The sequence below is a fragment of the Pseudolabrys sp. Root1462 genome, from assembly GCF_001426945.1.
Lineage (GTDB): Bacteria > Pseudomonadota > Alphaproteobacteria > Rhizobiales > Xanthobacteraceae > Pseudolabrys.
In genome coordinates, this window is sequence record NZ_LMFS01000001.1 from 2,131,904 (window position 1) to 2,144,044 (window position 12,141).

14 protein-coding genes are annotated in these 12,141 nt (G+C 65.4%); 6 read left to right on the forward strand and 8 right to left on the reverse strand.

The genetic code is table 11. The features are described 5' to 3' along the window. The 6 genes from ASD45_RS23910 to ASD45_RS10465 form a co-directional block, all read right to left on the reverse strand. Positions 1 to 265 (reverse strand): hypothetical protein (locus ASD45_RS23910; protein WP_210168893.1); only part of this gene is annotated, 265 nt, incomplete at its 3' end. A 246-nt stretch (positions 266 to 511) separates the two neighbouring features. After that, positions 512 to 1,969: an Asp-tRNA(Asn)/Glu-tRNA(Gln) amidotransferase subunit GatB gene (gene gatB, locus ASD45_RS10445; RefSeq protein ID WP_056912707.1), complete on the reverse strand. Its 1,458-nt coding sequence runs from the start codon at positions 1,967 to 1,969 to the stop codon at positions 512 to 514. 2 nt (positions 1,970 to 1,971) lie between these two features. Continuing rightward, on the reverse strand, positions 1,972 to 3,447 hold the full coding sequence (gene gatA, locus ASD45_RS10450; RefSeq protein WP_056911422.1) for an Asp-tRNA(Asn)/Glu-tRNA(Gln) amidotransferase subunit GatA: 1,476 nt from the start codon (positions 3,445 to 3,447) through the stop codon (positions 1,972 to 1,974). After that, a complete protein-coding gene (locus ASD45_RS10455; RefSeq protein ID WP_056911423.1) occupies positions 3,444 to 3,683 on the reverse strand; it encodes a hypothetical protein in 240 nt (79 codons plus the stop codon). The genes gatA and ASD45_RS10455 overlap by 4 nt, the downstream gene beginning before the upstream one ends. Further along, entirely contained in the window at positions 3,684 to 3,971 is a 288-nt protein-coding gene (gene gatC, locus ASD45_RS10460) for an Asp-tRNA(Asn)/Glu-tRNA(Gln) amidotransferase subunit GatC (protein WP_056911424.1), read from the reverse strand. It lies immediately after the preceding gene. 134 nt (positions 3,972 to 4,105) lie between these two features. Next, positions 4,106 to 5,347 carry a hypothetical protein gene (locus tag ASD45_RS10465; RefSeq protein ID WP_156380798.1) on the reverse strand — a complete coding sequence of 414 codons (1,242 nt, stop codon included), beginning with the start codon at positions 5,345 to 5,347 and terminating at the stop codon, positions 4,106 to 4,108. A gap of 115 nt (positions 5,348 to 5,462) precedes the next feature. Between ASD45_RS10465 and ruvX the strand changes: the two genes are divergently transcribed. Continuing rightward, positions 5,463 to 5,942, forward strand: a complete 480-nt coding sequence (gene ruvX / locus ASD45_RS10470; RefSeq protein ID WP_056911426.1) for a Holliday junction resolvase RuvX — start codon at positions 5,463 to 5,465, stop codon at positions 5,940 to 5,942. Positions 5,943 to 6,000: 58 nt separating this feature from the next. Here the strand turns inward: ruvX and ASD45_RS10475 are convergent, their stop codons facing one another. Next, complete coding sequence (locus ASD45_RS10475) at positions 6,001 to 6,375, reverse strand: hypothetical protein (protein ID WP_056911427.1); 375 nt, start codon at positions 6,373 to 6,375, stop codon at positions 6,001 to 6,003. Between the two features lie 161 nt (positions 6,376 to 6,536). Between ASD45_RS10475 and ASD45_RS10480 the strand changes: the two genes are divergently transcribed. The 5 genes from ASD45_RS10480 (at position 6,537) to ASD45_RS10500 (ending at position 11,838) form a co-directional block, all read left to right on the forward strand. Further along, a complete protein-coding gene (locus ASD45_RS10480) occupies positions 6,537 to 7,490 on the forward strand; it encodes an aspartate carbamoyltransferase catalytic subunit (protein ID WP_056911428.1) in 954 nt (317 codons plus the stop codon). Continuing rightward, positions 7,483 to 8,781, forward strand: coding sequence for a dihydroorotase (locus tag ASD45_RS10485; protein ID WP_056911429.1), 1,299 nt, complete (start codon positions 7,483 to 7,485; stop codon positions 8,779 to 8,781). The genes ASD45_RS10480 and ASD45_RS10485 overlap by 8 nt, the downstream gene beginning before the upstream one ends. Then, positions 8,778 to 9,374, forward strand: coding sequence for a glycerol-3-phosphate 1-O-acyltransferase PlsY (gene plsY, locus ASD45_RS10490; protein WP_056911430.1), 597 nt, complete (start codon positions 8,778 to 8,780; stop codon positions 9,372 to 9,374). Before ASD45_RS10485 ends, plsY begins: the two co-directional genes overlap by 4 nt. Before the next feature lie 106 nt (positions 9,375 to 9,480). Continuing rightward, positions 9,481 to 10,590: a DNA-processing protein DprA gene (gene dprA, locus ASD45_RS10495; RefSeq protein WP_056911431.1), complete on the forward strand. Its 1,110-nt coding sequence runs from the start codon at positions 9,481 to 9,483 to the stop codon at positions 10,588 to 10,590. 36 nt (positions 10,591 to 10,626) lie between these two features. Then, entirely contained in the window at positions 10,627 to 11,838 is a 1,212-nt protein-coding gene (locus ASD45_RS10500; protein ID WP_244485290.1) for a lytic murein transglycosylase, read from the forward strand. Between the two features lie 23 nt (positions 11,839 to 11,861). Here ASD45_RS10500 and ASD45_RS10505 read toward each other — a convergent pair whose 3' ends face one another. Beyond that, positions 11,862 to 12,041: a hypothetical protein gene (locus tag ASD45_RS10505; RefSeq protein WP_056911433.1), complete on the reverse strand. Its 180-nt coding sequence runs from the start codon at positions 12,039 to 12,041 to the stop codon at positions 11,862 to 11,864. Between the last annotated feature and the right edge of the window lie 100 nt (positions 12,042 to 12,141).

The window sequence follows — 12,141 nt, forward strand, 5'->3', positions numbered from 1 at the left end:
AAACAGTAACTCCATCGTTTTGTGTGCGTAACTCGCTCGACCGTGTTGCCTGATCGCGCATCTGCAAGCGACCGCGACACCGCTTCGCCGCATCGATCGCCGACCCGCCGCCGCCGCGATGCAACGCAAACGGCGATTCAAAAACATTCGATGAAATAAGGATTTTTTGCGGGTCGTGCGCCGCTCCGATTTCGATCGGCGATAAAATACTTTTGTGCGCGGCGCGCGTCGGAAAGCGTGCGCGAATGGACGAAGACGGTGTCATTGCGCTGTGAAAAAATTTTCAGCGAAAACGCCCGTGCAACGGTATCGACAAGCCGAAATCGATCAAAAACGTGCGAATCGGGGTCCGGTGATTCGCGCCGGCGCGCCTCTTCGCATGCTCGACGGGACGTCGAATGCGTCCGTGTGCGATGCCGCGAACACGTGTCGCGACATCGATGGACGACTTTGGATGCACCGCGGTGAACGCGCGCACTGACCGATCGACCCGCGCGTTATCCGCCGTGCATCACAAACCGAGTTTGGTTTTTAGGAGGTCGTTAACCGCTTGCGGGCTCGCCTTACCGCCAGACGCCTTCATCACCTGGCCGACGAACCACATCATCGCTTTCGGATTGGCCTTGGCCTGTTCGACCTTGTCCGGATTCTTGGCGACGAGGTCATCGACGATGCCGCCGATGGCGGAAAGATCGGTCACCTGCGCCATGCCGCGCGCCTTCACCACCTCGCGTGGGTCGCCGCCTTCGGTCCAGATGATTTCGAACAAGTCCTTGGCGATCTTGCCGGAAATCGTTTTGTCGCCGATCAGGTCGAGGATACCACCGAGCTGCGCGGCGGACACCGGTGAGGATACGATGTCGTGGCCATCCTTGTTGAGGCGGCCGTTGAGTTCGTTGATCACCCAGTTGGCGGCGAGTTTGGCGTCACGCCCGTTCGCCACGGCCTCGAAATAGTCGGCGGTGTCGCGCTCGGCGACTAGATGGCTCGCATCATAGGCCGACAGGCCGAGTTCGCGGATGAAGCGCGTCTTCTTTTCGTCCGGCAGCTCCGGCAGCGCCGCCTGCAGCGTGCCAACCATGTCCTCGCTCAGTTCCAGCGGCAGCAGGTCCGGATCGGGGAAGTAGCGGTAATCATGTGCCTCTTCCTTGGACCGCATCGAGCGCGTCTCGCCCTTGCCCGGATCGAACAGCCGGGTTTCCTGGTCGATCGTGCCACCGTCCTCGATGATCTCGATCTGCCGGCGGGCTTCGTGCTCAATCGCCTGGCCGATGAAGCGGATCGAGTTCATGTTCTTGATTTCGCAGCGCGTACCGAACGGCTCGCCGGGGCGGCGCACCGAGACGTTGACGTCGGCGCGTAGCGAACCCTTCTCCATGTCGCCGTCGCAGGTGCCGAGGTAGCGCAGGATCGAGCGCAGCTTGGTCAGGAAGGCCATGGCCTCTTCCGACGACCGCAGGTCCGGCTTCGACACGATCTCCATCAGCGCGACGCCGGAGCGGTTGAGATCGACCGCCGACATCGACGGATGGCGGTCGTGAACGCTCTTGCCGGCGTCCTGCTCGAGATGCAGGCGTTCGATACCGATGCTGACCGCCTCGCCGCTGTCGAGATCGACGACGACCTCGCCCTCGCCGACCACCGGCTGCTTGTACTGGCTGATCTGGTAGCCCTGCGGCAGGTCCGGATAGAAGTAGTTCTTGCGGTCGAACACCGAGCGCAGATTGATCTTCGCCTTGAGGCCGAGACCGGTCCGCACCGCCTGGCGCACGCACTCCTCGTTGATCACCGGCAGCATGCCGGGCATCGCGGCATCGACCAGCGACACGTGGCTGTTCGGCGCGCCGCCGAACTCGGTCGACGCCCCGGAAAACAGTTTGGACTTCGACGTGACCTGGGCATGCACCTCCATGCCGATGACGACTTCCCAGTCGCCGGTCGCGCCTTTGATGAGTTTGGACGTCGTCATGGTCACCACCACGGCTGCGCGACGAAACGGCCGGCAGCCTGCTCGATCACCTCGCCGAGTGCGAACAACGTTTCCTCGTCGAATGGCCTGCCGATCAGTTGCAGGCCGAGTGGTAGCCCCTGCGCGTCCGAGCCCGCCGGCACGGCGATGCCCGGCAGGCCCGCCATGTTCACCGTGACGGTGAAGACGTCGTTGAGATACATCTCGACCGGATCGGCGCCGCCCTTCTCGCCGATGCCGAACGACGCCGACGGCGTCGCCGGCGTCAGCATGGCGTGGACACCCTGGGCGAAGCATTGCTCGAAGTCGCGCTTGATCAGCGTGCGCACCTTCTGTGCCCGCAAGTAATAGGCGTCGTAGTAGCCGGCGGACAGCACATAGGTGCCGATCATGACGCGGCGGCGCACTTCGCCGCCGAAGCCAGCGGCGCGGGTCGCCTCGTACATGCCGGTGATGTCTTTGCCGTCGACGCGCAGGCCGTAGCGGACGCCGTCATAGCGCGCGAGATTGGATGAGGCCTCCGCCGGCGCGACGATGTAATAGGCCGGCAGCGCGTATTTGGTGTGCGGCAGCGACACGTCGACCAACTCGGCGCCGGCGGCCTTGAGCCATTCGCGGCCTTGTTGCCAGATCTTCTCGATCTCGGCCGGCATGCCGTCGAGCCGGTACTCCTTCGGAATGCCAATGCGCAGACCCTTCACCGAGCGGCCGATGGCGGCCTCGTATTCGGGAACCGGCAAATCGACACAGGTGGTGTCCTTGGCATCGGGCCCGGCCATCGAGCGCAGCATGATCGCGGCGTCGCGGACCGTCTTGGCCATTGGCCCCGCCTGATCGAGCGACGAGGCAAAGGCGACGATGCCCCAGCGCGAACAGCGGCCGTAGGTCGGCTTGATGCCGACCGTGCCGGTGAAGGCCGCCGGCTGACGGATCGAGCCGCCGGTGTCGGTTGCGGTAGCACCGAGGCAAAGCTGTGCGGCGACCGCCGCGGCCGAGCCGCCGCTTGAGCCGCCCGGCACCAGCGGCGCGTTCAAGCCCTTGCGGCGCCACGGCGACTGCACCGGGCCGAAATACGAAGTCTCGTTCGACGAGCCCATGGCGAACTCGTCATTATTGGTCTTACCCAGCATCACCGCGCCGTCGCGCCAGAGCTGCGACGTCACCGTGGACTCGTAGGTCGGCACGAAGTTGTCGAGGATGTGCGAGCACGCCGTGGTGCGCACGCCCTTGGTGCAGAACAGATCCTTGATCGCCAGCGGAATGCCTTCGAGCGGACCGCCCTCGCCTTTGGCAAGACGCGCGTCGGAGGCTTCCGCCATCGCGGTTGCCTGCTCCGGGGTTTCCAGTACGAAAGCATTCAGCGACCGCGCCTTCTCGATCGCGCTGACATGCGCGGCGGTGAGTTCGGCCGAACTCAACTCCTTCTTGCGCAGGCGGTCACGCGCCTCGGCGAGCGTCAACGTGGTCAGTTCGGTCATTTCGGGCTGTCGCACTCAAAGGACTTGTTGTTCAGCGCCGCGATTTCGGCCGGCGAGCGCTGGCGGATGAGCACCGTGCCGTCGGCCTGCGTCTCGCGATAGAGTTCGCCGGGCAATGGCAGGCCCATGGCGCGCAGATCGTCGGCGCTGTGGCCGTCAGGCAGCTTGCCGGTCGAGATGATGTTGATCATCTCCCAGCGCTGCTCCATCTCGGCCATTTCGCAGGCCTGGCACATTTACTCGATCACCTTCGGCACAAGGTAGAAGTCGTCTTCGCTCTTCGGCGCATTAGCCATGACCGCTTCCGGATCGCCCCCGTCGGTGACGACGTCCTTTCGGGTCTTCATCGCCATCGGCGTCACGGAAGTCATCGGCTCGACGCCCTCGACGTTGACCTCGCCGAGTTGCTCGACGAAGGCCAGGATGGCATTGAGCTCGCCGCGCAGGTGATCGACTTCGTCTTCGGCGACCGCGATGCGGGCGAGACGGGCAATGCGGCGAACGGTGCTGGCGTCAACAGACATTGAAATTGCTACGCTTTTTCTGGCGGCTCATGGGCTCACAGCCGCGAAGCGGCTGGCCCCGCGTATAGCAGAGGGGCGGATTCAACGGCAACCGGCGGCCCTGAGAGGCCGCGGCACGCCGGATCGGGCGATCGTCAGCCGGGCTGGCGCTCCACAACAGCCCAACCGAGCGCCTTGAGCTGACGCTTGGCCAGCGCGGTCGCCTGGCCGGTGATGCGGATTTCGCCGGTCGATTTCGCCACCAGTTGGTTGCGCGCCTTGGTGAAGGCCTCGAACCGTGTCGCGCTCTGCTGCGTCCACGACAGGGCGTCAATCGGCGCCACGGTCACGAAGCGGCCGTCCTTGGCGACGAGGAACGGCAGCCCGCCGAGAGTGACGATGTGTTCAAAGCCGCCATGCCGCTTGTATTCGGCCGCCAGCAGTTCAGCCTGGCGGCGCATGAAATAGGCGTTGGAGCGCTCGTCCGCGGCGGCGGCGGCGTCGAAGAACACCGCGCGGCCCCTCACCGTCTTCATATTGTCGATGGCCGCGACCATGGCCGCCATGTCGATCGGCGTGTAGTTGCGGTTGGCGAGCAGGCTCTCAGTCAATTCCTTCGACACGCCCATCTCGGTGAGCTTCTTGCGGTTGAGATCGAGAATCTGCGCCGCGCTGTACTGCCGGGCCACATCCTCGATCGACATATTGTTGAACCGATTGGCGGTCGACAGATTGGAGGCGACGATGCCGGCGGCGCCTGGTACCGCAATCAGCGCGCCCGTCACGGCCAGACCGCCGAGCGCTGCGGCTTCGGACAGTTGCTTGAGCTTGGCATCGAGCGGCGGGAAATCGGTGTACGGGTCGACGCCGTAAGTGGCGGCCAGCGTGCGGCGCTCGCTGGTGACGCCGATCAGGCTGCCGAGCGCACTGTCTTGCGTCTTGCCGGCGTTGTTGAGGCCGGAGCCGATGCGGTCGAACATGCTGCCGATGCCCGACAGCGTACCCTTGATGGTGCCGATCGGATTGCTGATCAGCCGCCCGGTGTATTTCAGCGGGTTGAGACCGGCATTGACCAGCGACTTGGCAAAGGTCTCCGAGCTCGCAACCTTTTCCAGCAGCGCCAACGCCCGCAACTCATTGATCCGCATCTGCGCGATGGCGTCGCCCTGGGCCGGCACCTCGCCGTAGGGCGTGGCGATGTCATAGAGACGCATCAGGCCATCGCTGGGCACCGGAGACTTGACGGTGTAGTTCTCACCGGACGGGGCGATGCCCTTGATCCGCGCCGCGTTAAAGGACGGTGGCGCCTCGAAGGCTTGCGCCATCACAGCCACCGGCAGAACGATGACGCCGAGTGGCATGAGCAGGCCCATCAGCCTGTTTGCGATAACCGTCATGATTTCCCCCAATACGACTCCGCCGACAGTTTTGCATTATCGGCACGCCGGACCAAGCGCCGATGTCGGCGCGGGACAATGGCGCTGCGTTCGCGCGCATGCTACGGCTCCCGGCATGCCCGCTGTGATCCTGCCACTGGTGGAAGCCGCGCCCTATTTCGGCGCGCGCGGCGCGTTGATCGGCCTCGATCTCGGCACCAAGACCATCGGCGTCGCCGCCAGCGACCCCGATCGCAGGCTCGCCACCGCTGTGGAAACCGTCGCCCGCAAACAGTTCACCGCCGACGCGCAGCGCGTCATCGCGCTTGCGGCCGAACGCAAGGCGACCGGCTTCGTGCTCGGCCTGCCGATCAACATGGATGGCTCGGAGGGACCGCGCGCGCAGTCGACGCGCGCCTTCGCCCGCAATTTCTCGAAGCAGACGGAGTTGCCGATCGCGCTGTGGGACGAGCGGCTGTCGACTGCCGCCGTCGAGCGCGACCTTATCGCTGCCGACATGCGGCGCGAGCGGCGCGCCGAGGTGATCGATCAGCACGCCGCGATGTTCATTCTGCAGGGCGCGCTCGACCGGCTGGCCGTGCTGTCGCGAACATGATGAAAAGGGCGGACCTTTTTTGGTCCGCCCTCTTCATCGTCATCCGTCAGTGAGCGGCTTAGTTACTGCCGCAGGGCACGTAATTCGACTTGCCCGGACTGCCACCGCAGGTCTTCTCGTAGGTATTACCGGTGCGATACCGATAGCGCGGCGCCGGGCCGTACACGGGAGCAGGCTCATAGGCGTAGTCGTCGGCATAAGCCGGCTGATACGCATAGCCCGGCTCATAGGCGTAGCCCGGCTCATAGTACCCGGAGCCGTAATAGCCGTTGTTCGCCGACGATACCGCCGCCGCGCCAACCAGGGCACCCGCGCCGAAACCGATCGCTGCCGCAGTGTTGCGGCCGTCACGCGCTTCACCCGGGGTCGCCGTCGCCAAAGCTGCGGCGCCAACCAGGGCGACCGCCACTGCAATCCTGCCAAAATTCTTCATAGATGCCTCCATCGCCCGCCTTTCGGGCATTCGCAGCTTCAACTCGTGAGACGGCGCGGAAGTTCCGGCAGAATACATTAACGACGGCGTGAGCGGGCCCTGTGGACGGGACGGAACCGGCCTTGCCGGGGCCCAGCCGCGCGCCTATAGAACTGCCTTTAATGACCAGCACGCCGAAATCCTCATTCGTTCTCAGCCATCGTCATTTGCTGGGGATTGAAGGCCTTTCGGCCGCCGAAATTACCGGCCTCCTCGACCTGGGCGAGGAATTCGTCGCCCTCAACCGTCAGATCGACAAGAAGCAGGCCTCGCTGCGCGGACGCACGCAGGTCAACATGTTCTTCGAGAACTCGACGCGCACCCAGGCCTCGTTCGAGCTTGCCGGCAAGCGGCTCGGCGCCGACGTCATGAATATGTCGGCCTCCTCGTCCTCCATGAACAAGGGCGAGACGCTGATCGACACCGCGATGACGCTGAACGCCATGCACCCCGACATTCTGGTGGTGCGCCATCACTCTTCCGGCGCGGTCGAACTGCTCGCCTCCAAGCTCGACTGTTCCGTGATCAATGCCGGCGACGGCACGCACGAGCACCCGACCCAGGCGCTGCTCGACGCACTCACCATCCGCCGCAACAAGGGCCGCATCGAAGGCCTGCTGGTCGTCATCTGCGGCGACATCCTGCATTCGCGCGTTGCGCGCTCGAACATCATCCTGCTCAACGCCATGGGCGCGCGGGTCCGCGTCGTTGCGCCTTCGACGTTGCTGCCGCCCGGCATCGAGCGCATGGGCGTCGAGGTGGCGCGCGACATGCGCGAGGGCCTGGCCGGCGCCGACATCGTGATGATGCTGCGGCTGCAGCGCGAGCGCATGAACGGCTCCTTTGTGCCGTCGGTCTCCGAATATTTCAATTACTGGGGCCTCGACGAAAAGAAGCTGGCCTACGCCAAGAAAGACGCGCTGGTCATGCATCCCGGGCCGATGAACCGCGGCGTCGAAATCGACTCCATCGTCGCCGACGGCGCGCAGTCCGTGATCCGCGAGCAGGTCGAAATGGGCGTCGCCATCCGCATGGCGGTGCTGGAAGCGCTGTCGAGGAATTTGCCGAATGCGTGAGGCGCGCCCCGTCCTGCTCGCCAACGCCCGGATCATCGATCCGTCGCGCGATCTCGACATCGTCGGCGACCTGTTGATCGCCGACGGCATCATCCGCGAGGCCAAGAAAGGCATCGGCGCGGCCGGCGTGCCGGAAGGCACCGAGGTGGTCGATTGCCGCGACAAGGTGATCGCGCCGGGCCTCGTCGACATGCGCGCCTTCATCGGCGAGCCCGGCGCCACCTATCGGGAGACCTTTGCCTCAGCGAGCCAGGCGGCTGCCGCCGGCGGCGTCACCACCATCGTTTGTCAGCCGGACACCTCGCCCGCGATCGACGATCCGGCGACCGTCGACTTTGTGCTGCGCCGCGCCCGCGACACCGCCATCGTCCATGTCGCGCCGATGGCGGCGCTGACCAAAGGTCTCGAAGGCCACGAGATGACCGAGATCGGCCTCTTGAAGGCCGCCGGTGCCGTCGCCTTCACTGACGGTGCCAGGAGCGTCACCAACGCTCAGGTCATGCGCCGGGCGCTGACTTACGCCCGCGACTTCGACGCGCTGATCGTCCATCACACCGAAGACCCGGATCTCAACGGCGACGGCGTGATGAACGAAGGCGAGTTCGCCGCCCGGCTCGGCCTGCTCGGCATTCCGTCCGCGGCCGAGACCATCATGCTCGAGCGCGACATGCGTCTCGTCGCGCTGACCAAAGGCCGCTATCACGCCGCGTCGATCACCTGTGCCCAGTCGCTCGCCGTGCTGCGCCAGGCCAGGGAAGCCGGCCTCGACGTCTCGGCCTCGGCCTCGATCAATCATCTAACGCTCAACGAAAACGACATTGGCTCCTACCGCACCTTCCTCAAGGTGACGCCGCCGCTGCGCACCGAAGACGACCGCAAGGCGCTGTTCGCCGCCCTCAACGAGGGCCTCATCGACGTCGTCATGTCGGACCACAACCCGCAGGACGTCGAGACCAAGCGGCTGCCGTTTGCCGAAGCCGCCGCCGGCGCCATCGGCCTGGAGACCATGCTGTCGGCGGGCCTGCGCCTGGTGCATTCCGGCGACGTGACGCTGCCCGTGCTGCTGCGCGCGATGTCGACGCGGCCGGCCGAGCGGCTCGGCCTGCCCGGCGGCACTTTGCGCGCCGGCGCGCCGGCCGACGTTATCGTCATCGACACCGATGTGCCGTGGATCGTCGATCCGAACGAACTCAAGTCGAAGTGCAAGAACACGCCGTTCGACGAAGCGCGCATGACCGGCCGCGTCGTGCGCACCATCGTCGCCGGCCGTACGATTTATGAGTCGCTATGAGCGCTCCGGTCGTCCTCCTCCTCGCCTTGGCCTTCGGCTATCTGCTCGGCTCGATCCCGTTCGGCCTGATCTTCACCAGGCTCGCCGGCACCGAAGACCTGCGCTCGATCGGTTCCGGCAATATCGGCGCTACCAATGTGCTGCGCACCGGCCGTAAGGGTCTCGCCGCCGCGACGCTGCTGTGCGATGCGCTCAAGGGCACGCTGGCCGTGCTCGCCGCGCAGCATGCCGCCGGCCACGACGCCGCGCTGATCGCGGGCCTCGGCGCCTTTCTGGGTCATCTCTTTCCGGTGTGGCTCGGCTTCAAGGGCGGCAAGGGCGTCGCAACGTATATCGGCCTGCTCATCGGGCTCGCCTGGCCGGGCGCGCTGATCTTCTGCGGCATCTGGCTCGTCGTCGCCTACCTGTCGCGCTACTCGTCGCTGTCGGCGCTGGTCGCCTCGGCGCTGACGCCGGTCGCCCTGCTCGGCCTCGGCGAACCCGGCCCGGCGGCGTTGTTCTTTCTGCTCGGCATTCTTCTCTGGATCATGCACCGGGCCAACATTCAGCGTCTGTTGAATGGCACGGAAGGCCGGATCGGGAAGAAGGCGTGAGCGGCATCCGCCGCTGCCCTCAACCGACCAATACAACCTCACCTAAACTTCTGATTGTAGGCTGACGCGCGGCGCGCGACACTCTCCCGGGATCTCTGGGGGCACCGTGCCGTCCAAAACCAAGCTGACCGACGAGCAGCGGCTCGACTGGCTGCGGCTGATCCGCAGCGACAATGTCGGACCGCGCACCTTTCGCGAACTGGTCAATGCCTATGGCGGTGCCAAGGGCGCGCTCGCCGCTTTGCCCGGCCTCGCCCGCCGCGGCGGTGCCGCGCGCACCCATATCTGTTCGCGCGAAGAAGCCGAAGCCGAACTCGACGCTTCGCGCGCCCGCGGCATCGATCTCATCGCGCTTGGCGAACCCGATTATCCGCCGCGCCTGCAGACCATCGACGACGCGCCGCCGCTGATCGCCGTGCGCGGCGACATCGCCGCGCTGTCGCGGCCGCTCGTCGCCATCGTCGGCTCACGCAACGCCTCGGCCGTCGGCCTGAAATTCGCCGCGACCTTGGCGCGCGATCTCGGCCAGGCGGGCTACGGCATCGTCTCGGGGCTGGCGCGCGGCATCGATGCTGCCGCGCATCGCGCCTCGCAGGACACCGGTACGGTCGCGGTGCTCGCCGGTGGTCAGGCGCACATTTACCCCGCCGATCATGGGCCCCTGCTCGAAGCGCTTCTGGCGCATGGCGCCGCCATTTCCGAAATGCCGCTGACCTGGGAGCCGCGCGCCCGCGATTTTCCCCGGCGCAACCGGCTGATCTCCGGGCTCGCGGTCGGCGTCGTCATTGTCGAGGCCGCCAAGCGGTCCGGCTCGTTGATCACCGCGCGGATGGCGGGCGAACAAGGCCGCGAAGTATTCGCCGTGCCGGGCTCGCCGCTGGATCCGCGCGCCGATGGCACCAACGGCCTGCTCAAGCAGGGCGCCATTCTGGTTACGGAGGCCGACGACGTGATCAACGCCATCGAGCCGATCCTCGGCCGCGGTATCGAACCGATCGAGGAGCCGTCGCGCGACGAGCCGCTGCCGCCGGATCACGAGCCTGCGGCCAACGAACGCGACCGCGTCGTCGGCCTGCTCGGTCCCGCACCGATCTCGATCGACGACCTGGTCAGGCTGTCCGGAGCGTCCCCGGCCATCGTCCGCACGGTGCTGCTGGAGCTCGAACTGGCCGGCCGCCTCGAACGCCACGGCGGCGGCCTGGTGTCGCTGGTGTAGAATGCCCGCAGCCGAATCGAACCGCCGGATGGTGTCTTGGCCCTCGCCCGCGCCTTGCTGATCGCACTCCTGACGCTGGCGGCGATGCCATTGGCGCACGCGCAAAAGGCCGCCGACGATCCGTCCTTCGCCGCTTTCGTCAAGGCGCTGTGGCCGGACGCGCAGGCCAAAGGCGTCACGCGCGCCACGTTCGACACTGCGATGGCCGGCGTCGCGCCCGACAAACGCGTCATCGCCGCCACGCAGCGCCAGCCCGAATACGGCAAGCCGGTCGGCGAATACATCAGTGCCCTGGCCTCGCCCGGGCGCATCAAGCGCGGCCTGGCGAAAGCCGACGAGTGGTCGAAAACGCTCAACGACGTCGAAAAGAAATTCACGGTCGAGCGCTGGATCCTGGTGTCGCTGTGGGGCATGGAAACCGACTACGGCGCGGCGAAAGACAAATGGGATGTGTTCCGCTCGCTGGCGACGCTGGCCTACATCAAATATCGCCATCCCTATTTCCGTAACGAGCTCATCGTCGCGATGGGCATCATGCAGAAGAACGGCTTTGCCCGCCCGCAAATGGTGTCGTCATGGGCCGGCGCCATGGGCCAGAGCCAGTTCATGCCGTCGAACGTGGTCGATTACGCCATCGACTTTTCCGGCGATGGCCGCGCCGACCTGTGGAACAACGTGCCCGACGTGCTCGCTTCCACCGCCAATTATCTGCACGCCTGGAAGTGGCGCAGCGATCTGCCCTGGGGTTTCGAAGTGACGGTGCCGAACGGCTTCGACACGATGAAGAGCCGCGCCAGCTTCGCCGAATGGAAGCGCCTCGGCGTGCGCCGCGCCGACGGCAAGCCGTTCCCGCGAGACGATCAGACGGCGATGCAGCCCGTGCTGTTCTTTCCCAGCGGCGCCAAGGGGCCGGCCTTCGTCGTCACCGAGAACTTCCTGGTGCTGAAGGAGTATAACAACTCCGATGCCTATGCGATTGCGGTCGGTCACCTCGCCGACCGGCTGCACGGCGGCATTCCGATCCGCACCGCCTGGCCCAAAGACGATCACCCGCTGTCGCGTGACGCGCGCATTGCGCTGCAGAAGAAGCTCGCTGCGCTCGGCTACAAGGTCGCCGACTTTGAAGGCCACATCGATTTCGACATTCGAGACTTCATCCGCGCTGAGCAGAAGAAACATGGGCTCGTGCCGGACGGCAATCCGACCACCGCGCTGCTGGAGAAGCTTTCGGTGACGCCGTCGCGCTGACGCGCTCTGGCAAATGCCCGCCCCTACCTCCGCCGACCATTGCCGTTGTGCCGGGTCAGCGTTTCCGCTTCGAGCCGGACCATTTCCAGGAGGTACCCCAGTGTATCGAGCCCGTTGCGGCGGGCGAGCGCGGCCAGATCGTTGGAAAGAGTGGCTACGTAATGGGCGACCGCCGTCCGCTGATCCGGCGTTGTTTCTGGCATGTCTCTCGTCCGCAGACCATTTCGCTTGGCTTCGCGTTAAAATGGCACGGGAACGTCGAAATAGTAATATTAATAATAGAGTACTTCATAAATACATCTT

Bases quoted from the DNA above. Each gene is read 5' to 3' on its own strand.
- gatB (WP_056912707.1), bottom strand. From the start codon at position 1,969: ATGACGACGTCCAAACTCATCAAAGGCGCGACCGGCGACTGGGAAGTC.
- gatA (WP_056911422.1), bottom strand. From the start codon at position 3,447: ATGACCGAACTGACCACGTTGACGCTCGCCGAGGCGCGTGACCGCCTG.
- ASD45_RS10455 (WP_056911423.1), bottom strand. From the start codon at position 3,683: ATGTGCCAGGCCTGCGAAATGGCCGAGATGGAGCAGCGCTGGGAGATG.
- gatC (WP_056911424.1), bottom strand. From the start codon at position 3,971: ATGTCTGTTGACGCCAGCACCGTTCGCCGCATTGCCCGTCTCGCCCGC.
- ASD45_RS10465 (WP_156380798.1), bottom strand. From the start codon at position 5,347: ATGACGGTTATCGCAAACAGGCTGATGGGCCTGCTCATGCCACTCGGC.
- ruvX (WP_056911426.1), top strand. From the start codon at position 5,463: ATGCCCGCTGTGATCCTGCCACTGGTGGAAGCCGCGCCCTATTTCGGC.
- ASD45_RS10475 (WP_056911427.1), bottom strand. From the start codon at position 6,375: ATGAAGAATTTTGGCAGGATTGCAGTGGCGGTCGCCCTGGTTGGCGCC.
- ASD45_RS10480 (WP_056911428.1), top strand. From the start codon at position 6,537: ATGACCAGCACGCCGAAATCCTCATTCGTTCTCAGCCATCGTCATTTG.
- ASD45_RS10485 (WP_056911429.1), top strand. From the start codon at position 7,483: ATGCGTGAGGCGCGCCCCGTCCTGCTCGCCAACGCCCGGATCATCGAT.
- plsY (WP_056911430.1), top strand. From the start codon at position 8,778: ATGAGCGCTCCGGTCGTCCTCCTCCTCGCCTTGGCCTTCGGCTATCTG.
- ASD45_RS10505 (WP_056911433.1), bottom strand. From the start codon at position 12,041: ATGCCAGAAACAACGCCGGATCAGCGGACGGCGGTCGCCCATTACGTA.